At 74.5% G+C, this 21,684-nt stretch carries 12 protein-coding genes; 9 read left to right on the plus strand and 3 right to left on the minus strand.

Translation table 11 applies throughout. The annotated features are described in order from the left end of the window. Positions 1-141: 141 nt before the first annotated feature. The gene (locus LO762_RS20320; RefSeq protein WP_230617363.1) at positions 142-2,517 is read right to left on the minus strand and encodes a serine/threonine-protein kinase; all 2,376 of its coding nucleotides are present in this window, start codon (positions 2,515-2,517) and stop codon (positions 142-144) included. Positions 2,518-2,884: 367 nt separating this feature from the next. On the opposite strand from LO762_RS20320, the gene LO762_RS20325 reads away from it, so the two are divergent. Next, the gene (locus tag LO762_RS20325) at positions 2,885-3,499 is read left to right on the plus strand and encodes a hypothetical protein (protein ID WP_230617365.1); all 615 of its coding nucleotides are present in this window, start codon (positions 2,885-2,887) and stop codon (positions 3,497-3,499) included. Here LO762_RS20325 and LO762_RS20330 read toward each other — a convergent pair. Next, positions 3,438-4,379, minus strand: coding sequence for an exonuclease domain-containing protein (locus LO762_RS20330; protein ID WP_230617367.1), 942 nt, complete (start codon positions 4,377-4,379; stop codon positions 3,438-3,440). The two genes, LO762_RS20325 and LO762_RS20330, sit on opposite strands and share 62 nt — an antisense overlap. Before the next feature lie 261 nt (positions 4,380-4,640). After that, complete coding sequence (locus LO762_RS20335) at positions 4,641-5,879, minus strand: benzoate/H(+) symporter BenE family transporter (protein ID WP_230617368.1); 1,239 nt, start codon at positions 5,877-5,879, stop codon at positions 4,641-4,643. Positions 5,880-5,958: 79 nt separating this feature from the next. Here LO762_RS20335 and LO762_RS20340 point away from each other — a divergent pair, with 79 nt between their 5' ends. The 8 genes from LO762_RS20340 to LO762_RS20375 all read left to right on the plus strand — a co-directional run bounded on the left by LO762_RS20340 (position 5,959) and on the right by LO762_RS20375 (position 20,987). Continuing rightward, positions 5,959-6,519, plus strand: coding sequence for a helix-turn-helix domain-containing protein (locus tag LO762_RS20340; RefSeq protein WP_230617370.1), 561 nt, complete (start codon positions 5,959-5,961; stop codon positions 6,517-6,519). A gap of 150 nt (positions 6,520-6,669) precedes the next feature. Next, the gene (locus tag LO762_RS20345) at positions 6,670-7,443 is read left to right on the plus strand and encodes a class I SAM-dependent methyltransferase (RefSeq protein ID WP_230617372.1); all 774 of its coding nucleotides are present in this window, start codon (positions 6,670-6,672) and stop codon (positions 7,441-7,443) included. A gap of 14 nt (positions 7,444-7,457) precedes the next feature. Further along, complete coding sequence (locus tag LO762_RS20350) at positions 7,458-8,360, plus strand: DUF5996 family protein (protein ID WP_230617374.1); 903 nt, start codon at positions 7,458-7,460, stop codon at positions 8,358-8,360. A gap of 244 nt (positions 8,361-8,604) precedes the next feature. Beyond that, positions 8,605-9,465: a DUF4132 domain-containing protein gene (locus LO762_RS20355; protein ID WP_230617376.1), complete on the plus strand. Its 861-nt coding sequence runs from the start codon at positions 8,605-8,607 to the stop codon at positions 9,463-9,465. Further along, entirely contained in the window at positions 9,462-14,291 is a 4,830-nt protein-coding gene (locus tag LO762_RS20360) for a DNA-binding protein (protein ID WP_230617377.1), read from the plus strand. The genes LO762_RS20355 and LO762_RS20360 overlap by 4 nt, the downstream gene beginning before the upstream one ends. 44 nt (positions 14,292-14,335) lie before the next feature. Next, positions 14,336-15,481 (plus strand): AAA family ATPase, encoded by a 1,146-nt coding sequence (locus LO762_RS20365; RefSeq protein WP_230617379.1) that lies wholly within the window; start codon positions 14,336-14,338, stop codon positions 15,479-15,481. Continuing rightward, on the plus strand, positions 15,478-18,951 hold the full coding sequence (locus LO762_RS20370) for a DUF5682 family protein (protein WP_230617381.1): 3,474 nt from the start codon (positions 15,478-15,480) through the stop codon (positions 18,949-18,951). The genes LO762_RS20365 and LO762_RS20370 overlap by 4 nt, the downstream gene beginning before the upstream one ends. Continuing rightward, positions 18,948-20,987, plus strand: a complete 2,040-nt coding sequence (locus tag LO762_RS20375) for a hypothetical protein (protein WP_230617382.1) — start codon at positions 18,948-18,950, stop codon at positions 20,985-20,987. Before LO762_RS20370 ends, LO762_RS20375 begins: the two co-directional genes overlap by 4 nt. Positions 20,988-21,684 lie beyond the last annotated feature (697 nt).

Consider the following 21,684-nt stretch of genomic DNA (forward strand, 5'->3'; position numbering starts at 1 on the left):
ACGACGCGCATTCGCGGGAGGTCTTCACGTTTCGCGCCGTGGCTTCGTGAAGCGCGCATATTGCTCTGTTTTATCGCCGTGCTGTGGCTTGGTGAGGTGTGTCCGTGGGGTGGGCGGCTTTGTGCTCGGATTGGTTCGGTTCTATGCGGGGATGGTTTGGTTGAGTTCGGGCGGGGAGAGGGGTTCGGCGGTGGGTTTGGTCGGGGTGGTCACGGTGGCGGTGAGGGTGATGCGGACGGTGGTGAGGCGGCCGGTGTCGTCGGGGATGACGAGGGTGGCGGTGTGCGGGCCCAGGGGGGTGTCGGGGGTGGCGGTGAAGGTGACGTGGATGACGCAGGTCGGGGTGGGGGCGGTGGTCGGGCAGGGGCCCAGGGCGGCGGTGAAGGCGGGGTCGCCTTCGATGGTGAGGGCGGATTCGTCGTCGCAGGGGAGCCACGGGTAGGCGACGGCGACGGTGTGGGGGCCGCTTCCGCGCGCGTGCTCGCCGATGTTGACGGAGCGGGTGTAGGGGGCGCAGGTGAAGGCCGCCTCGCCGGAGAGGGCGAGGGTGAGGGCGTCCTCGCCGTCTTCGGAGGCCACCACGAGGGTCGCGGTGTGCTTGGTGAGGCTCTTCGGCGCGAACCTCACGAGCACGGCGCAGGTGGTCTCGGTGCAGGTGGCCCCGGTCAGGGTGAACGCCGGGGAGGCGTCCCGCAGCGTGATGGCGGGGGCCGTCCGGGTGCCTCCGTAGCAGTCGCGCCAGGGGAACGTGACGGTGTGCGTCGCCGCCTCGCCGACCTCCACGGCGTCGAACGCGTACGCCGGGAGCTTCTCCACCGCGCAGGCCACCGGCTCCGCGTCCGGGTCGCCGGGGCCCTCCCCGCCCGGCCCCGGATCCACGGGCGGGTCTTCCGGACCGGGGTCGACCGGCGGGTCTCCGGCGCCGGGCTCCACCGGTGGGTCTCCCGGTCCGGGGTCCACGGGCGGATCCGCTGGGCCGGGGTCGACCGGGGGAACTCCGGGACCCGGGTCCACGGGAGGGCCGCCCGCGTCGGGCCCAGGAGCGCCCGGTCCGCCGCCGGGCGGAACGCCGGGGCCCGGACCCGGACCAGGGCCCGCATCCGGGCCAGGGGGCGCGGGAGGGCCGGGGAGCGCGGGCGGTGCTCCGGGGCCGCCCGGCTCGCCGGGGGCCGCGGGACCGCCCGGACCGGCGGGATCTCCTGGAGCCGCAGGGGCGCCCGGATCCTCCGGATTCGCGGGGCCGCCGGGGTTCGCCGGGCCTGCGGGGCCGCCTGGAGCGGGGGATGCGGGGTTGTCTGGGGTGTTGGGACTTGTCGGGTTGTCCGGGGTCTTCGGGTTCTCTGGGTTAGTTGGGGCGGTGGGGGCTCCCGGGGCGGCGGGGAGGACGGTGACCGTGTCGTCCGGGGCCTGGGCGGCGGGGGCGGGGGAGGTGCCCTGGGTGAGGACGATGACGGCGGTGGTCGCAGCGGCGACGGCGACGAAGCTGACGCCCGCGACCGCCTTGGCGCCGCCGCCGATGAGGGCCTTGACGGCGCCGCGCGCGCCGGTGCCGAGCGCGCTGACGGCGCTCGTACCTACGGCGGTGCCGCCGCCTCCGCCGGAGAACAGGGCGGTCGTGGCGGCGCCGCCCGCGAGGCCGGTGACGGCGAGCGGGAACAGTCCGGCGAGGGTGGCGGCGGCCCCGCCGAGGAGGAGGGCGCCGCGCCGCCGCCAGTCCTCGCCGTACGCGCCGAGCGCGGCGGCCTCAAGTTCGGCGAGGAACGCGGCGGCGCTCGGCGGGCGTTCCCCGGCCGTCTTGGCGAGGCCGCGCGCCACGAGGGGCCGTAGCGGTTCGGGCAGTTCGTGCAGGGGCGGGGGCGCGGTGAGGTGCTGTGCGCTCAGCGCGAGCCGGTGCGCGGCGCGGAAGGGCCGCACGCCCGTCACGCATTCGAAGAACGTGATGGTGGCGGCGTACACGTCCGTCGCGGGGAGGGCCGCCTCACCCGTCCACTGTTCGGGTGCCATGTAAGCGGGGGTGCCCGCCATCGACTGTCTTCCGGCCGGTGCGGCGATGCCGAAGTCGATGAGTTTGCTGACGCCGTCTTCCCTGACGAGGACGTTCGCCGGCTTGTAGTCCCGGTGGACGACCCCGGCCGCGTGGGCGGCCTCCAGACCCAGCAGGGAGCCGCGCAGGACGACGAGAGCGGCTTCGGGCGCGAGGGCGCCGTACTCGGAGAGGATCACCTTGAGGGCGACGCCGTCCACGGCCTCCATGACCAGCGCGACGCCCTGGGGGTCCTCGACGACGTCGTAGAGCTGCGCGACGTGGTCGTCGCGGACCGACACGAGCATGCGGGCCTCGTGCAGCAGGAGGGTGCGTTCCTCCGAGTCCTCGGGGAGTTCGGCCCCGGCTTCCATGTACTTGATGGCGACGAGGTCGCCTGACGTCGCGCGCCGGGCGAGGACGACGCGGCCCTGCTGTCCCGAGCCGAGTTCGCCCTGTTCGTCGTATCCGTCGAGGCGCCACCCAGCGCTCATGTCGGACTCCCGTTTTTCCCCGGTACCCGCAGCCGCGCGGGTTTCGGGCGACATTCGACAGGCGGGTCCGGCCCCGGGTCAAGCCGTTCCCGGTCCGAGATACGGAAACGGAATGCGCACGCGCGTCAGGACCGTCCGATAAGGCGGACGGCGCCTCATGATCCGGCGGCCCGCCGTTTTCATGATCCAGCAATTCCCGGAACGCTCTTCTCCCGGCGGGTCGGCGGAACCGCCATTCCGACCGCCGTCGGTCGGCGCCGGTAAACGCAAAAGTTCTCGCGTCAAGCGGTTCCCGAATGCCGGGGCGCCATTTCCGGCCGGGTCCGCGTCTTGACCCCGGCACGGTGCCCTGGTGTCTGATGGACGTATGGGGACTCAAGACGTGCTGCGCAAGGCGCGGCGGCTGCTTGCCATCGACGTGCGCGGCACCGTGAGCCTCGGGCTGTGGGCGGTGCGCAGAAAGCACGGCGTTCCGGCGGGCTCGGTGGCGGTGCCCTACGCGTCGGCCGGGAACTCCCTCCTCCTCGTCTTCGGCTTCTCCATGGTCGTGGAGACCATCGCCCTGGAGGCGATGTTCCGGGGGATGGAGGCCCCGCCCGTCCTCGGCGCGGTCTCCCTCGGCCTGCACGTGTGGGCGCTCGTCGCGATCGTTTCCATGGCGGCCGCCTACGCGACGCGCCCGCACGTCGTCACGCGCGAGCACGTGCGGATCCGCCACGGCGCCGTGTTCGACCTCGCCGTCGCGCGCGCACGGATCGCCGACGTACGCCTCGCCCGCTCCTACGACGAGCCTTACGGCGTCACGTTCGCCGACGACGTCCTCGTGTTGGGCGTCTCGGCGGAGACGAACGTGGTGCTCGCGTTCACCGAGCCCGTCGAGGTGACGCGGCCGCTGGGCGGCACGGCGCGGGTCTCGACGGTCAGGTTCTACGCGGACGAGCCGCGGGTGGCGGTGGCGGCGCTGCGGCCCGGCGCTCCCTGAGCCGGCCGGGGCGGATGCCGGGCAGCAGCGCGAGGAACGTGCGCTCGTCGACGAACGGGACGCTCTCCGCGCGGGCCCGCAGCGCCTTGGTCGAGGTCGAGCGGGCGTCGTTGGCGACGACGAGGCTCGTGTACCGGCTGACGTTGCCCATCACGTCGAGGCCCGCGGCGACGGACCGCGCGGTGAGGTCGATCCGCGACGTCTCGGTCTCGCCGGTGAAGGCGATCTTCATGCCCTGCACGAGCGGCTGCCCGCTGCGCCAGCGTCCGGGGCTCTCGTAGGCGCAGCGCGGCTTGGGGACGCTCGGCGGGAACGACCCACGCCACAGGCTGGCTCCGTCGGCTATCGGCAGTTCCAGCGCGCGCGCTTTCGCCGCCGCCAGGGAGCCGCGCAGGATCCCGGCCAGGACGCGCGCGTCGTCGAGGGCGTCGTGCGCGCGCTGTTGCGGGACGCCGTAGTGCGCGGCGAGGGTGCCGAGCTTGAAGTCCGGCGTAGGGGGACGCAGCTTCCGGTTCAGTTGGAGCGTGCACAGGGTGCGCCGCGCAGGCATCGACATGCCCAACGCGGCGAACTCGCGGGTGAGGAAGCCGTGGTCGAACTGGGCGTTGTGCGCGACCATCACCCTGCCGTCCAGCAGCTCCGCCGTCCGCTCGGCGATGTCGGCGAAGCGCGGCGCGCCCGCGAGCCGCTCCCTGGTGAGCCCGTGGACGTGCACAGGCCCCGGGTCGCAGCCGGGGTTCAGCAGCGTCGTGTACTCCTCGACCGGCCATCCGTCGGCGTCGAGCACGAGGACCGCGAGCGACAGGACCCGGTGCCGGTTCCTGTCGATCCCTGACGTCTCGACGTCCACCGCCGCCCATTCACCGCTGTGTCCGCTCATAGATCGACAACTCTAGATCGACGGACCGCGCAAAGCCGGGCGGAGGGCGATAGGTCCCCTGTGTCGGAAAAACCAAGCCTGTCGGGCTTTGCGGGGTATCGCCGGTGGCCTGGGCTACGGCGGGCAGCCTACGGGTCCCGTCGGCAGGGCACTCTTCTGGGCATCGTCAAGGTCCGTGCCCGCGCCGCCTACGGCCACAGCGGCATCGACCTCAAGGTCTGGCAGGGCCGCGCCGACCAGTAACCCGACGGCGTAGGCCGCTCAGTTAGAGGCGGTCGTGCGGCTTTTACGTTCGGCGAGGGGCCGATCCGGCACCGGGGTCGTGGGCTCCTTGTCGCCTTCGACGGCGGGGGAGGGGCGTCGTGTGAGGGCCGCGTAGGCGAGACCCGACAGCAGGCCCCAGAAGGCCGCGCCGACGCCGAGAAGGCTGATCCCGGAGGCGGTGACGGCGAAGGTGATGACCGCCGCGTCACGCGAAGACACCTCCTGGACGGCGGCGGACAGGGCGGAGCCCAACGAGGCGAGGAGGGCGAGGCCCGCGACCGTCTCGATGAGGAGGGACGGCGACGTCGAGATAAGGGAGACCACCGCCCCGGAGCCCAAGGCGATGAACAGATAGAAGACACCTCCCGAGACCGACGCGATCCAGCGGCGCGAAGGGTCGGGGTGGGCGTCGGGGCCCGCCGCGAGCTGGGCGGTGATCGCCGCGAGGTTGACCGCGTGCCCGCCGAAGGGCGCGCCCGCCGTCGTCGCGGCCCCGGTGGCGACGAGGATGGGCCGCAGGTCGGGCCGGTACCCGTTGGCCGCGAGCACGCCCATGCCGGGCACGTTCTGGGACGCCATCGTCACGACGAACAGGGGCAGCGCCACCCCGACGAGAGCCTGTACGGACAGGGACGGCGTCTCCCAGGTCAGCACAGGCAGGTAGCTCGTGGCGGCGGCGCCCGGTTCGCGCAGAAGCAGCACCGCGACGACGCTGACGGAGAGCGCCGCAGGCACGGCCCACCGTTTCGTCGCCGTGAACCTGCCGAGCACGAGCCAGGTCAGCACGATCGGGATCGCGGCGCGCGGCAGTTCGGCGACGGCGCGCACGGGCGCGAGGCAGAGCGGCAGCAGGACCCCCGCGAGCATCGCGGCGGCGAGCGGCACGGGGATGGCCGCGACGAGCCGTCCCAGGGCTTTGGAGAGGCCCGCCAGGACGATCAGGAGGCCCGTCACGGCGAACGCGCCGAGCGCCTCGCGGTAGGTGACGCCGTCGCCCGAGGTGGCCAGCAGGGCCGCGCCGGGGGTGGACCACGCGATGCTGATGGGCGTCCGGTAGCGCAGGCCGAGGAGGATCGCGGTGAGGCCCATCGCGACGGACAGGGCGAGCAGCCCTGAGGCGGCCTGCCTGTCGTCGGCGCCGACGGCGTGCAGCCCGGCGAGCACGACCGCGAACGAGCTGGCGAAGCCCACGACGGCCATGACGGCACCGGCCAGGACCGGCTGGAGGATCCGCATCCCGCCCCCTTTGTTCCGTTTACGGAACGCCCAGTGTAGGCCGGGTGTTCCGTAAACGGAACAGTGGCATCCTTGTCCCGTGACCGACGGACCCGCTTTCGCCGCCGAGATCGGCCGCCGCCTCCGCGCGCTGCGCCAGGCCCGCGGCCTGTCCCTCTCCGAGCTGGCGCACCGCGCCCGCGTCGGCAAGGCCACCCTGTCGGCGCTGGAGGCCGGAACGCGCAACCCGACCGTCGAGACCCTCTACGCGATCACCGCGCAGCTCGACGTCCCTTTCGCGGCCCTGCTGACCGACCCGGCCCCCGCGCCGCCCGCTCCCGTCCTCCCCGTGCACGGCAAGGCCGTCACCGCCCTCCTGCTGGAGACGTTCGAGGACGCCTCCCACACCACCGAGCTGTACCGCCTCCACATCCGTCCCGGCCGCCGCCAGATCTCCCCGGCCCACCCCGAGGGCGTCACCGAGTACCTCACCGTCTTCCAGGGCACCGCCCTCGTCGGCCCCCCGGACGCCCCCCTCACGCTCCCTCCGGGTTCGCACGCCTCCTGGGTCTCCGACACCCCGCACCTCTACGCCACCGCCACCCCCGAGGAGGTTCACGCCTCCCTCCTCATCCGCCACCCGCGACGGCCCCGGCGGTGAGGCGGTGACATAGCGGGGGGAACGGGCCGACACGGCTGAGTGGGGTGTCGGGGACGAAGCCGCCAGCGGCACGGAAGGCCGCGTTCCTGCTGGTAGAAACCCTGAGGCCGGGAGAGCAGCCGGTATACCTCGGGTGCCTGAAGGGGCTTCATGGAGTTCAAGAATCGGGCGTCGTTCGCGCACAAGGTCGGCTACGCCGTGCGCCACCCCCACCGGATCTCCTCCTACGCGCAGCGGTGGGCGCGTGACTCGTGGTTCCGGATGACCACGGGAGACCACGTCAGCTACTACCGGGCGGTGATGCGCTCCGACACGGCGCGCAACCCCGAGCAGGCCGTGGGGAGCGCCTCCCACGACCGCTGGCTGGCCCTGGGGAAGATGCAGTACGACTACCTGCTCTCCCACGGGCTCAAGCCCGAGCACCGCCTACTGGAGATCGGCTGCGGGAACCTCCGGGCGGGTTGGAGGTTCATCGAGTACCTCGACACCGGCAACTACTACGGCATCGACATCTCGCCCGACATCCTGTTCGCCGCCCAGGACGTGCTCCGCAGGCACGGCCTCCAGCACAAGATCCCGCACCTGACGCCCGTCCGGGGCCTGGACTTCTCCTTCCTGCCACGGGGACACTTCGACGTGGTGCACGCGCACAGCGTCTTCTCGCACTCCCCGCTGCAGGTCATCGAGGAGTGCCTCGCGAACGTCGGCGCGGTGCTGGCGCCCGGCGGCTTCTTCGACTTCACCTTCGACCGGACGACCGGCCCCGAGCACCAGGTGCTCCGTGAGGACTTCTACTACCGGACCGAGACGCTCACCGCGCTCGCCCGGCGCTACGGCCTGGAGGCGGTCTTCATGGACGACTGGGAAGCACTCCCGCACAGGCAGTCGAAGCTGCGTGTGTCCCTGCCCCACCGGACCGTCTGAAGGAGAGCCCGCGCATGTCACCGGTCTGGCCGCCGCTGCCCATGAAGGACTTCGAGGCCACCAAGAACGCACTGATCCTGTGGACGCAGGTGGTGGGCAAGGTGCGCATCGCCCGTACGCCGCTCATCAATCAATGGTGGAACGCCCCGCTCTACCTGACGTCCAAGGGGCTCACCACGTCGCTCATCCCGGGCGATCCGGGGCGGAGCTTCGCCATCGACTTCGACTTCATGGCGAACAGCCTGGACATCAACGTCACGGACGGCACAGGCAGGCGCCTGGCCCTGGGCGAGCAGCACACCGTCGAGCAGTTCCACGCCCGGCTCATGGAGATGCTCGACGAGCTCGGCCTGCACACCGACATCTGGCCGGTGCCCGTGGAGCTGGAGGTCGCCGTCCCGTTCCCGGACGACGACGCGCCGCGCGCCTACGATCCCGAGCAGGCGCTGCGGTTCTGGCGGCTGCTGGTGGAGGCGCACAGGGTGCTCCTCGACTTCAGGTCGCGGTTCGTCGGCAAGGCGAGCCCCGTCCACCTGTTCTGGGGAGCGCTCGACCTCGCCACGACCCGCTTCTCCGGGCGTGAGGCGCCGCCGTGGAAGGGCGAGGTGCCCAACTGCGGGCCGCACGTGATGCTGGAGGCGTACTCGCAGGAGGTGAGCAGCGCGGGCTACTGGCCGGGCGGCGACGGCGAAGGCTTCTTCTACGCCTACGCCTACCCGGAGCCGGAGGGCTTCCGGGACATGCCCTCCGGCCCGTCCGAGGCGCGCTACGACACCTCGCTCGGCGAGTTCGTGCTCCCCTACGAGGCGGTCCGGACGGCCGCCGACCCGGACGCCAAGCTGCTGGAGTTCCTGCAGAAGACCTACGAGGCGGCGGCGATCCGCGCCGACTGGCCCCGCGCGTCCCTGGAGCGCTGACCCGACGCGTCTCGTGCGACGATCGGCCCCTGCCGTCACGGTGGGGGCCGTTTGTCATCTGATCTTGGTTTTTCGTGATCTTAACGCCTGCTTGTCCGATCATGTCGGTAAGCGTTCTTTTGACGGACACGACGGACTTCGCCGATCGCGCAGCTTTGTCAGTGGGGCCCGCTAGGTTCTGATCATTCGTCGGGCGGGATGCCGGAGTGCTCCCGCCGTCGTGTGAATCGGGAGGTGGGCCCGCGTGGGCTGGGTACAGGCGGGGGACGGCTACGAGATAGCCCTCGTGGACGGAAAGGTCGCGGCGCGCTCGACGTCGGGGCGCTCGGCCGGAAGGCAGCTCAAGACGCTGCCCAAGGCGGTGCGCGACCACGCCGAGGTGGCGCGGCTGCGGCGGTTCGCCGTGTGGCTCGACCGGCACGCCGCCGAGTGCGCGGCCCGCGTCGACGCCTGGATGGTCTCGTCGCTGCCGGTGCCCGCCGCGCTGCTGGCGCGGGTCTGGCCCGACGAGGCGTGGCGGTCGGCGCTGCGCGACCTCGCCGTCGTCGGCGACGACCCGGACGAGGCGGGCTTCCTGCGGGACGTCACCGGCACGGGCGAACTGCGCGCGGTGAACCTCGACGGCGAGACCGTCCGGATCGTCGCGGAGTCCGTCACGCTGCCGCACCCCGTGCTGCTGCCCGACCTGGAGGAGCTGCGGGAGTTCGCCGCCGAACTCGGCGTCACCCAGCGGGTCGAGCAGATCTACCGGGCGACGTTCGCCAAGCCCGCCGACCTCGACCCCGCCGCCACCAGCAGCAACCGGTTCGCGGGCGGCAAGTACGGGTCGCGGTTCCGGCTCGCGGCGCGCGCCACGTCGCTCGGCTACCGGGTCTCCGGCGGCTACGCCACGTGCCGCGTGCGCGACGCCGAGGGCGCCCTGGAGGCGTCGGTCTGGATCGGCGAGCCCTACTGGGACGGCGACACCGAGACGGGCGCGCTGGCGTGGCACGACACCGAGGGCCGCGCGGTGAAGCTCGCGCAGGTCGGCCCGGTGGCGTGGTCGGAGGGAATGCGGATGGCTTCGGCCCTGTACGCGGGCCGTGTCGTGGAGGAGAACGCGTGAGCGAGGAGAGCACGGCGGCACGGCTGCTGGCGGCGGGCGGGTTCCTGCCCACGGGCACCACGGACGCGGGCGAGGAGGCGGTGCCGTTCACCGCGCGCGCCTACCGGCACCCCGCCCTGGCCGACCGGGTGGTGGTCAGGCTGACGGCCGCCGACACCGGGGAGGCGGAGGACGCCGCCGCGGCCTTCCTCGGCCTGGAGCCGGACGCCGCCCCCGAGATCGTCGGCCTGGGCAGGCGCACCTCCCTCGGGTTCCCCGAGTGGGTCCTCGTGCACCACCCCGAGGACGGCCACCACGCGCTCGCGGTGGTCCCCGAGATGGAGCGGGCCGCCCGCCTCGCGGCGAACAAGCCGAAGGCCGCCCTTGAGGCGTACGTGGACCTGGGCGGACGCCTCGCCGTCTCCGTCCCGCACCTTCTGCCGACGTTCTACGAGCGGGCCGGGCGCGACTTCCTCGCCGTCGAGAACCCCACGTACGCGGCCCAGCTGTTCACCCGCGCGCGCAAGTCCGAGACCGAGCACGGCATCCCCCTGGACGAGGACCGCCTGGACGAGGTGTTCCTGGAGTTCGCCCTGGCCGGGGCCGTCCCGGTGAAGACCCTCTCCGCCTACGCCAAGGAGCTCTCGGCGCGGCTGCCTGCGGACGAGGCCCTGCACCGCTTTGTCAGGCTGTGCGTGCGCCGCACCTCCGGCGGGCTGCCTCCGTCCGCGCAGATGGGCACCGACCTGAGGCGGCTGGCACGCGCGGCCGGAGGCGACGCGGCGGACGCCGAGCGCGAGTACGTCGCGCGGATGCTGGAGCTGCCCGCGACGTCGGCGGCGGGCATGGGCTGGTGGAAGGCGCACCGGGCCGCCATCGTCGAGCTCGCCGCCGCCCGCCCCGAGATCCGCGCCCAGCTCCTTGACATGGCGCCGTCCGCGCAGGACGGCGGCATGCCCGAGCTGTGGCTTGAGGTGCTGGAGGAGAGCGGCGCCACCGCCCTCCTGTGCGACCCGGCGCAGGAGGCGCCCAAGGACGGCGCCGTGGGCTGGCTCCGCCGCTTCGTCAACGCCCCCTCAAGCCGGTGGCGGCGCGCCAACCGCCTGCCCGCGCTGGAGGAGCTCGTCACGCGGATGAGCGGCCGCCTGCGCGCCGAACTCGCCGCCAAGGGCGCCGCCCTTGAGGTGCCGGAGAACGCCGACCTCCTCGACGTCCTCCTCGCCCTCGGCCTGCCCGTCGAGGATCCGGCGCCGCGCCGCAGGCTCGCCCTGTCGGCCTGGGGCCGCGCCGCCGAGCGGCGCGACCTCGCGGCCGTCGGCGCCGACCCGCGCTTCCGCCAGGCGTTCCTCGGCGGGTTCGACAACGTCAACGGCAACGACGAGGAGGTCTTCCGCGCCCTCGCCGCCTCGCCCGGCGCGCGCCCCCTGCTCGGCGAGTGGGTGCGCGGCCTCGCCGCGCGCGCCCGTGGCACCGGCCTGCCGCACCTGCACGGCGCCCTGGACCAGATCGCCAGGCTCCCCGGCGAGACGCTCGCCCTCGCTGCGGACGCCGTAGGCGACGCCTCCATGGTGGACCTCGCCGAAGTCCTCGCGACGACACTGCGGGGCGGGCTCCTGGACGAGCTGCACTGGCCCGCGTTCGAGGCCGCCGTGAACGAGCTGTCCAGGCCGGACCAGGCCCACGACCTCACCATCGTCGAGGAATGGCCCTACCTCGTCGTCGCCGACTCCGCGCGCGCCCTCGTGCTGGACGGCGACGGCGTCGTCCTCGACCACGCCTTGCGGGTGCCCGCCGCCGACACGGGCGACGTCGGCTTCCGCTACGTGGACGGCGTCCTGCTCGTCCACTGGGAGACGCGCGGCAACCGGGGCACACACGGCTACTGGCACACCGAGCCCGACCGCGTGTTCTCGCTGACGGGCGCCGACGTCCAGGCGACCACCCTGAACTGGCACAGGGGCGACGAACCGGTCAGCCTCCCGGTGCCGGGCGGCGGCCGCACCACCGGCGCCGGGATCCTCCACGTCGGGGACACCGCGCTGCCCGAGAACCGCGACGTCATCGGCGACGGCACGTCGTTCTGGGTGCGCCGCTCCACCGACGAGGACGGGGAGGCGTGGCACGAGTACGACCCGCGCAGCGGCGCCCTGGGCCGTCGGCAGCCGCCCGCGTTCCTCACACCCCGCCTGGCGGACGGCGAGATCGTCTCCGAAGGCTGGCTCATGCCCTTCCCGGCCGAGGGCACCACCGCGATAGGCGAACTCGTCGGAGGGGTGCTCGGCAAGCGCGTCATCAGGTCCGCCGACGGCTCCCAGTGGCGCGCCGAGGACCTCGCCGGGAACGTCTCGGCGGGGGTCCACCACGGCGTCCCCGGGCTGCTGTTCCTGCCGGGCGACCCCAGGCCGCGCACCATCGCCCGGCAACCCTGGTCGGTCGAGCTGTTCGACCCCGAGGGCAGGGCCGTCGCCACCGCCAAGACCGACCACCTGCCCGGCGTCTTCGGCCGCGGCACTGTGATCCTGCCGCCGTGGCGCTACTGGGCCCACCTGCGGCCCCGCGACAACCGTGGCTCGGCCGCGCTGCGCCGGATCGACCGCGAGACCGCCGCCGCGCTCCTCAAGGCCGCCCACACGGCCCCTGACGGCCTCGCCGACGCCGTCCGGGCGCTGCTGCCCTCGGTGACCCACGACGCGCTCGTCACCGGCCTCACGGGCGTGATCACGCACGCGGCGGGCCAGCAGAACATCATCAACGCCACGGTCGAGCGGCTGACGAACGCGCTGTCCGGCGGCCCGGAGGACGCCTTCGAGGGGCCCGCCGACCAGCTCGTGCACACCGCGCTCAGCGGGATCGACGGGCAGCGCTGGTGGGGCGTGGAGAACACCCCCGGCCTCGCCCAGACCGTCGACCTGATCTCCCGGCTCGTCGCGGGAGAGCAGGAGCCCGCCCCGCGCGGCACCCTGCACCTGGCCGGGGTGGCCGCGCCCTACACCCGGCTGTCTTTCACCGCCCTGCTCGGCGCGAGGGCGGGCGCGCTGCTACGGGCCGTCTCCTGGAGTTCCGACCCCGCGCACCGCGACGTGCTGGGCGCCCTGCTCGCCGAGCTCGACCGCGCGAGGCTGCTCGCCGAGGGGCTCGACCGGTGGCGGCGCGTCTACCTCCGGCTCGACGGCCCGGCCGTCCGGCTCGCGGACGGCACGAACCGGCCCGGCAACCGGGAGGCGCTGCTCGCCCTGGACGGAGGCGCCGTCCTCGTCGTCCTGAACAGCAACTACGACCCGGACGGAGCCGATTTTGAGGGCTTCTACCACGACCCGTCCGGCGCGTTCGAGATCCCCGCGCCCTACCGGGTGCGGCGGATCGAGGAGGCCACGGTCCCCTGGAGCGCCGGGCCTCCCGTCGCCTACCTCGCCGAGTACGTGGCGCGCGGGCCAGCCCCCTGGTTCCCGGAGGCCGCCGCCGAGTTCGCCCGGCGCACCGGCGTCACGCCGACCCTCGCGGCCCTCGTCGTCGCGGGCATGCCGGGGCTGGCCGCGCGGGAGCGCGGCTTCCTGTCCGCCGAGGTGCGCAAGGCGCTCGGTGTCAAGGTCGCCGACGCGGACCTCGCCCGCGACCAGCTCACCAAGCTCGACCTCCAGGTCCGGCAGGAGCTGCTGGCCGCGCTGCTGCCCGCCGACCCCGCCGACCTGTGGCTGAAGGGCCCCGACGCGGTGGCCGCCGCCGCCGTGTGGAACCGCGCGGTCGGCGCCCGGATCGCGGTGTCCGAGGCGCTGCTCGGCGAGGCGGGCAAGGCGGTGCGGCTCGGCTGGGAGGCCACCGCCGCGCTGCGCGGCGTGCTGGAGCCCGCCACCGAACCCCGCCTCACCCGCGACCTGGAGTGGAAGGTCGAACGCGACAACTTCGTCCCCGTCGGCGACGGCGACGGCTTCACCGCGCAGGTGTTCACCACCTCCGTCGCGATGACCGCGTGGCTCGCCCACCGGCTCCCCGCGGGCGACCCCCTGCGGGCCCGCCTGCCCGAGGCGCTCAGGACCGTACGGGAGCGGCTCGCCCACCCCGGCCTGATGCTCAGGTTCGACAGGTACTTCGACGTCACCGCCTTCCGCAAGGCGGCCGGCGCGCCCACCGAGGAGGGTGAGGGCTGGGTCCGGTACGGCGCCATCGTGCTGGCCACCTACGACACGATGCCCTACCCGGCCATCAAGGCCGCCCTCCTGGACGCCGCAGGGGAGGACCCGTACCTACCGGCGCTCCGCTCGTCGGCGGGCACGCCCTTCCCCGTCGAGATCGCCCTACGCGCGGTGAAGGACCCGCGCTTCGACGCGCTGCTGGCCGACCCGGGCGATCCCGTCGCCGGGGAACGCGGCCCCGACGGCACCTGGTGGCCGCAGGACCCGACGCGGTCGGTGCCGGAGCTCGTCACCGCCGTCGTCGAACGGCACGGCCTGGGCGCGGACGCCGCCGCCGTCTACCTGATGCTGCTCGCGATGCCCGACCCCACCGACCGCAACACGGCACGCTGGACGGGCTGGAAGCCCGCCCGGCTCAAGGCGGCCCGCGCCGAGCTCGCCGAGAGCGGGCTCGTCCTGGAGGCCCGTAGGACGAGGGCGGGGCGGAGCCTGTTCCTCCCCGGCGCGTGGGCCGAGGCCCGCATGCCGCGCATCCCGATGGAGCAGTGGAAACACGCCCTGTACGACCTGTCCTCCGACGGCAGCTCGCCGCTCACCCTCACCGTCCCCTCCGAGCCCGTCGCCGACGTGTACCGGCGCGCCTGGAAGCGGATCACCGAGGGCGACGAGCCGCGCTTCGCCGACCTCGAGGTGCGGCGCACCGGCAGGCGCCGGTGACCCCGCCCCCAGCCCCCCGGAAGCACGAGGAGAAGGAACGACCCATGACGTCCGTCGCCAGCCAGGCCCGGCAGGTGCTGCCGGCCGAGGAGAGGCACGCCGAGGAACTCGCCTTCCTCGCCGCCTACGACAGCGGGCCCCGCCCGCCCGGATGGGCGCTCACCCCGCGCGCCGTCGTGGACTTCGTGTGCGGGGCGGCCGAGCCCTACGCGCTGCCCGCGCCCGTGCCCGGCCTGCCGGACAAACTGGAGATCACGGCGAAGTTCGTCGGCGAGCGGGCCCTGGTCGAGCGGTGCGTCGTCACCCTGGCCGGGGAGCGCGGGCTGCTGCTCGTAGGCGAGCCCGGCACCGCCAAATCGATGCTGTCGGAGCTGCTGGCGGCGGCCGTCAGCGGCACCAGCGCGCTCACCGTGCAGGGCACCGCGGGCACCACCGAGGACGCCTTCCGCTACGGCTGGAACTACGCCCTCCTCCTCGCCCAGGGCCCCAGTAGGCAGGCCCTCGTGGACTCGCCCGTCCTCACCGCGATGCGGACGGGCCGCGTCGCCCGCGTAGAGGAGGTCACCCGCTGCCTGCCGGAGGTACAGGACGCGCTTGTGTCGATCCTGTCCGACCGGCGGGTCAGCGTCCCCGAACTCGCGGGCACCGACGAGGGGCAGGTCGCCGCCGCGCCCGGCTTCACCGTCATCGGCACCGCGAACCTGCGCGACCGGGGCGTGTCGGAGATGTCGGCGGCGCTCAAGCGCCGGTTCAACTTCGAGACCGTCGAGCCGATCGGCGACCCGGACGCCGAGACGGCGCTCGTCCGCCGCCAGGCCACCGCCGCCGTCGAGCGCGCGGGCGCCGGCTTCGGCGTGGACGCCTCCGTCCTGGACGCCCTCGTCACCGTGTTCCGCGACCTGCGCGCGGGCCGCTCGGCCGAAGGCTGGGACGTGGAGCGGCCCGGCACGGTCATGTCCACCGCCGAGGCCGTCCAGGTGGCCGCGTCCCTGGCCATCGCCACCGCCTACCTGCCCGGCGGCGACGTGCTCGACCTGCTGCCCGGACACCTGCTGGGCGTCGTCCGCAAGGACGACCCCGCCGACCACGACAGGCTGCTCGGCTACTGGGACGGCCCGATACGCCGCCGCGCCGAAGAAGGCTCGGCCCTGTGGCGGCGGCTCTGGGATCTGCGGGAGACGCTCCGGTGACGCTCGTCCAGGAGGCGGCCGACCCCCGGGAGGCGGTGGCCGCGCTCACGGGCGCCGCCCCGTTCCTCGTGGGGGTCCGGCACCACAGCCCGGCCCTCGCCGCCGTCGTCCCCGCGCTGCTGGACGCGGCGCGGCCCGACGCCGTCTGCGTGGAGCTGCCCGCCGAGTTCCAGCGCTGGCTCCCGCACCTGGGCGATCCGGGCGCGGTGGCACCGCTCGCCCTCGCCGGGACGGACGCGGACGGACGGCTCGGTTTCTACCCGTTCGCGGACTTCTCGCCGGAACTCGCCGCGATCCGGTGGGCGCGGGCCCATGACGTGCCCGTCCTGTGCTGCGACCTGCCGCTCGCCGACCCCGGCTGGGCGGCGGGCGGCGAACCGGGCGCGGGCGGCCCCCAGCGCTACGCGGCGGGCCTGCGCGCGGCGGGCGCGGGCCGGGACGGCGACGACCTGTGGGACCGCTCCGTCGAGGTCCTGGCGCCCGGCTGCGCCCCCGAGGAGGTGCGGCGGGCCGCGCTCGCCGTCGGCTGGGCGCTGCGCGCCGACGCGGCGGCCGCCGGGATCTCCGGCGTCGACCTCGCGCGGGAGGCGCACATGCGCGCCGTGCTGCGCGGCGCCGTCGCCGGGGGACTGCGGACGGCCGTCGTCGTCGGGGCGTTCCACGCGCCCGCCCTCGTCGACCTCGACGGGGAGGGCCTGTACGACCCGCGCGAGGCCGCCTCCGACGTCCCCGTGACGTCCCTCGTGCCCTACGCGTTCGACCTCCTCGACGCCCGCTCGGGCTACCCGGCGGGGATCAGGGATCCGCGCTGGCAGCAGGCGGTCCTGGAGGCCGGAGGGGAACCCGCGCCGCTGCGGGAGGCGGCGGCCCGCGCCATCACCGACGTGTGCCGTGCCCTGCGCGCCGCAGGGCACACCGCCGGTACGGGCGAGGCCGCCGAGGCGCTCCGGGTCGCGTGCGACCTCGCCGCCCTACGCGGCCTTCCCGCACCCGGTAGGGGCGAGCTGGTAGAGGCCGTCACCACGGTGCTCGGCCAGGGCGAGACCCTCGGTCGTGGCAGGGCCGTCGCCAAGGCCCTGGAGACGGTCATGGTGGGCAACGCGCGCGGCAGGACGGCCCCCGGCACGCCGCGCTCCGGGCTCGGCCCGTCCGTCGAGGCCGAACTCGCGGCGCTGCGCCTGCCGGGGCCGCACGACCCCGGCTCGCGCGAGATCAGGCTCGAACCACTGCGCTCCGACCTCGACCGGCGCCGCGAGATCCTGCTCCAGCGGCTCACCGTGTGCGGCGTCGGCTACGGCAAACCCCTGGAGGTGGCGGGCACCGGCGACGCCGCCGCGCTGGGAGCCAAGTGGCGGCTTACCTGGAACCCGTCCGTGCCCGCCCGCCTCGACCTCGCCGGGGTCAGGGGCGTCACCGCGGCCCAGGCCGCCGCCGGAACCCTCGCCGAGGAACACCGGCGCGCGTCGGCCGAAGGCGGCGCGACCTGCGCGGCGATCCTCACCGGGCTGGAGGCCGCCGCCCGCTGCGACCTGCCCGAACTCGTCGCCGTCCGGCTGCGCGAGGCAGCCGACACGCTGCCCGCCTCCGCGACGCTGCCTGAACTCGTCTCAGGGCTCGACCTGGCTGAGGCGCTCCGGCGTGATCATTTGGCGGGCACCACCCCTGAACTGCGCGAAAGCGCCGGGGAGCTGACCGAGATCCTTCTGGACGCCGCCGTGCGCGCGCTACCCGGACTCGCAGGCGGCGACAAGGCAGAAGACGCGGGTGCCGTGGTGGATCTGGCCGTGCGGGCCGCCGACCGCCGACTGGGACTCCGCATGGAGGGGGCGCTCAACCACCTCTCCCTTGACGGGTCGCCGCTCATGCAGGGGGCCTCGCTTGCCGTCAAGGTGCTGCTCGGGCTTGACTCGGCGGCGGAGCTCGGCGCGCGCGTCGCGGGCTGGGTGGACGGCGCCGCCGACCCCGACGGCCGCACCCGGCTCGCCCGGCGGCTGCGCGGGCTGCTCGCCGCCGCCGCGCCCCTGCTGCAGAGCGCGCCCGCCGCGCTCGACCCCCTCGCCGACCGGGTCGAGACCCTGCCCGACCGGGCCTTCCTGGACCGGCTGCCCGCGCTGCGCGGCGGCTTCGACGCGCTCAGCCCCGCCGCGCGCGGCAGGCTGCTCGCCACCGTCGCCGAACGCCTCGGCGACACCGTGGACACCACCCTCGCCGCGTCCCCTGAACTGCTCGCCCAGTGGACGTCGGCCGACGCCGCCGCCACCGCCGCGTTGGAGGCGCTCGGCTTCACCATCCCCGGGGTGAGCCCGTCTTCCGACGCCGCCTCTGCCGCTGCTCCTACGGTCGCGGCTTCCGGGCAGCGGCTGTCGCCCGCCGATCGGTGGCGGCTCCTGCTCGGCCGGGAGAACGAACGCCTGTCGGGCGAAGCCCGCCGCTACGCCCGCGCCCTGGACGAGCTGTACGGGGCGGGGCAAGGCGAAGGCTCAGGAGACTTCGGATCCGCTGACGGCGGAGGCAACAGCGCCTCCTTCCCCTCCGCCCGCGACTGGGCGAGCGAACTCGAAGCCCTGTTCGGCGCCGACCTCCGCGAAGAGGTGCTCGCCGGAGCCGCCGACGCCGGACGCACCGACGTGCTCACCCAGCTCGACCCGGCCTCGGTGCGCCCGTCCGTCGCGCTCCTCACCACCGTGCTGTCGCTCGCCGGAGGCATGCCGGAACAGAAACTCGCCGCGCTCCGGCCGCTCGTGCGCAGGCTCGTCGAGGAACTCGCCAAGGAACTGGCCACCCAGGTGCGGCCCGCCCTGACCGGCCTCGCCACACCCCGCCCCACCCGGCGTCCCGGCGGCAAGCTCGACCTGCCGCGCACGCTGCGCGCCAACCTCGCGCACACCCGCCGCCGGGAGGACGGCACGGCGCTCGTCGTCCCTGAACGGCCCGTCTTCGCCACCCGCTCCCGCAAGGAGTCGGAGTGGCGGCTCATCCTCGTGGTGGACGTCTCGGGCTCGATGGAGGCGTCCGTCATCTGGTCGGCGCTCACCGCCGCCGTACTCGGCGGGGTGCCTACGCTGTCCACCCACTTCCTCGCCTTCTCCACCGAGGTCATCGACCTCACCGGGCAGGTGCGGGACCCATTGGGGCTGCTCCTCGAAGTGCGCGTAGGCGGCGGCACCCACATCGCCGCGGGGCTCGCGCACGCCAGGTCCCTCATGACGGTGCCGAGCCGGACCCTCATCGCCGTCGTCAGCGACTTCGAGGAGGGGCCGCCGCTCGGCGGCCTCCTGAGCGAGGTCCGCGCCTTGGCGTCGTCCGGGGCGCACCTCCTCGGCTGCGCCGCCCTCGACGACACAGGCAGACCCCGCTACAGCCTGCCCGTAGCCCGCCAGGTCGCCGCCGCGGGAATGCCGGTGGCCGCCCTCAGCCCCCTCGCCCTGGCCCGCTGGGTCGGCGACCGCCTCCGCGGAGAACCCCGATGACCGTGCCGCTCCCGCCCGCCGCCCCCGACGTCGTCGCCGAGGCCGTCGAGAGCCTCACCACACGGCTGCGCAAGAAGCTCGACGCCGCCCTCGCCCAGTACGAGGCGCACCCCCGCGCTGAGCAGCCCGACGGCTCCGTGACCATCGCCTGCGGCGAGGACACCACCGTCACCCTCACCCCCGACCCCACCACCGGCGTTCTCACCACCCCGGCCGCCGTGGCCTGCACCTGCCTCCTCTCCCCGCGCTGCCTCCACCGCGCCGCCCTCCTCACCCTCTGCCCCCTCCCCGACCCGTCCCTCAACGGGCTCGGCGAAGGCGACGAGGCCGAGCCGGACGCCGCGTCGCCCGCCGGTCCTTCCGGCACGTCGCCGGGCGGCACAGCCCTCCAGGACGGCCCAGAAGGCCACACGACGGCACCGGGCGGCACAAGCGACCAGGACGGCGTCTCGGGGCGGGTGACGTCCGGCTCGGGCGCGGCAGGGGCGTCCAGCGCCTCGGGAGGCGCTCCGGGGGCCGCTGTGACGGCGCCGGGCGGTGCCGCTCTCTCGGTCGGGGGGTTCGGCGGCGCGGCCGCCCAGGGCGTCCAGGAGGCCGGGGCGGTGCGGTTGACGGCGCGGCAGGAGAAGGCGGCGCGGGGGCTGTTCGAGGTCGCGGCGGCGGTGCTGGCGGCGGGCGTGCCCGCGGCGGGCGCGGTGCCGCAGGCCGAACTGCTGCGGGCCGCGCACACCGCGCGCGTCGCCGGGCTGCACCGGGCCGAGGCGGCGGCGCTGCGGGTCGTGCGGGGGCTGCGCTCGGCGCGGGCCAGGCACGCCTCGCACCGGCTCGCCGACCTCGTCGGCGCGCTGCGCGAACTGCTGCTCACCACGCACCTGCTCGGCGCGGGTAACGCCGACGCGGCGCTCGTCGGCACCGCCCGCCGCGCCTACAAGCCGGGCGGCAGCCTCCGCCTGCACGGTGTGTTCCGTGAGCCCGTCATCAGCGCCACCGGCTACGGCGGCGTCGTCACCCACCTGCTCGGCGAGGACGGCCGCTGGTACGACCTCGGTGACGTCCGGCCGGGCGGTCCGGCCAGGGCGCGCGGCGCGGGCACCGCGGCTATCGCGCTCGGCGGCGGTGTCCTCGACCACGCCCGGCTCGCCAGGACGGGCCTGCTCGTGACGGGCACCACCGTCTCCCCCGAAGGGCGGCTCGGCGCGGGCAGGGGAGTGCGCGCCACCGAGATCCCCGGCTCCGGATGGAACACGCCGGGCCTGTTCGGCAGACCCCTCGCCGAGGCCGTCGCCGAGCGTCTCACGACGGCTCCGGGCGCCGACCCCGAGGAGGCGGAGCACCGGGCCCGCACGCCGCTGGGCTGCGACCTCGTCATCATCGGCCCCGACGGTGACGGCGTCCGCGCCCGCGAGGTCCGCCCCGACGGCACCGAGGGTGCCGTCGTGCGCCTCCTCCCGGCCCTGGCGCACCCCGATCTCGGCCACCTGGAGAACCTGCGCGCCCTGTCCCGCCGCCCCGGCCTGCACCTGCGCGCCATAGTCCGCGTGGACCCGGACCGCCCCGCCACCCTCATCCCCCTGGCCGTAGCCCCAGCCCCTTACGACGCCCCCACCCTCACCCTCCCGCCCCAGTGGGACGGCCACGCCGACCTCGGTTACGACCGCCTCCAGGGCGCCCACTTCCCCGCCCACCTCCCACCGCCCCCGGAAGCCCCACCCACCCCCGACCCCCTAACGGGCTCACCCCTCTGGCGCTCCCGCCGCCTCATCGAACTCACCGTCTCCGGCGGCCGCCGCGCCGCCGCCCGCTCCCTCCGCGGCGACGCCGACCCGTCCCACCTCCGAGCCACCGGCTTCCCCACCGCCGCCTCCCTGGCCCTCACTCTCACCGCCGAAGCCGACCGCCGCCCCCGAGACCCCTTCGGCCGCCTCACCGACCCCACCCCCACCCCTTTCGCCCAAGCCTGGCTCACCGCCGCCCTCCACCTCCACACCACCGAACACACCCTCATCTCCACCACCTGGCTCCCCACCCCACCCTGACCCCACCGACAAGACACCACCCCCCAGAAAGCCACACCAGCCCCCTACACACGGCCACCCCCCACGGCCACCAGCCCGATCACCGACCAGCCCACCCAACACACGCAGACAACCATCTACATCCATCAGACCCCCCACACAGCCCCCTGCCCTCAACCGCCCAAGGACCTGCGCCAGCCCGCCTCAGAAACTCCCAAAGGCCCGACGCACCGACGCACGGCGGCCGCATCGCGCCAGACGAATCCCGTAGCCATCGGGTCCCATATCAGCGGCCCCGGCCTACTCACCAACCGTCCGCGCGCCGCCGCCCTGACGTCTACGGCGCACGACCTGCGTCCATCAGACGCTCCGAGCAGCGCCCTGTCCTCAAAGCCCACGAGCCCGTGCGAGCCCGCCTGAGACGCTCCCACGGCCCGACGCGGCGACGCGCGGCGGCCGCGTCGTGCCAGGGGAATCCCGTGGCCGTCGGGTCGCATGTCAGCGGCCCCGGCCTACTCACCAACCGTCCGCGCGCCGCCCCACGCCCGTCGCCACCCTGACGCCTGCGGCGCGGCGCACGGCCCGCGTCCATCAGACGCTCCGAGCAGCGCCCTGTCCTCAAAGCCCACGAGCCCGTGCGAGCCCGCCTCGGACGCTTGCACGGCCCGACGCGGCGACGCGCGGCGGCCGCGTCGTGCCAGGGGAATCCCGTGGTCAT

Origin of the sequence: Actinocorallia sp. API 0066 (assembly GCF_020991275.1) — a bacterium.
GTDB lineage: Bacteria > Actinomycetota > Actinomycetes > Streptosporangiales > Streptosporangiaceae > Actinocorallia.

Excerpts from the sequence above, each read along its gene's own strand:
- LO762_RS20320 (WP_230617363.1), bottom strand. The coding sequence starts at position 2,517 with ATGAGCGCTGGGTGGCGCCTCGACGGATACGACGAACAGGGCGAACTC.
- LO762_RS20325 (WP_230617365.1), top strand. The coding sequence starts at position 2,885 with ATGGGGACTCAAGACGTGCTGCGCAAGGCGCGGCGGCTGCTTGCCATC.
- LO762_RS20330 (WP_230617367.1), bottom strand. The coding sequence starts at position 4,379 with ATGAGCGGACACAGCGGTGAATGGGCGGCGGTGGACGTCGAGACGTCA.
- LO762_RS20335 (WP_230617368.1), bottom strand. The coding sequence starts at position 5,879 with ATGCGGATCCTCCAGCCGGTCCTGGCCGGTGCCGTCATGGCCGTCGTG.
- LO762_RS20345 (WP_230617372.1), top strand. The coding sequence starts at position 6,670 with ATGGAGTTCAAGAATCGGGCGTCGTTCGCGCACAAGGTCGGCTACGCC.
- LO762_RS20350 (WP_230617374.1), top strand. The coding sequence starts at position 7,458 with ATGTCACCGGTCTGGCCGCCGCTGCCCATGAAGGACTTCGAGGCCACC.
- LO762_RS20365 (WP_230617379.1), top strand. The coding sequence starts at position 14,336 with ATGACGTCCGTCGCCAGCCAGGCCCGGCAGGTGCTGCCGGCCGAGGAG.
- LO762_RS20375 (WP_230617382.1), top strand. The coding sequence starts at position 18,948 with ATGACCGTGCCGCTCCCGCCCGCCGCCCCCGACGTCGTCGCCGAGGCC.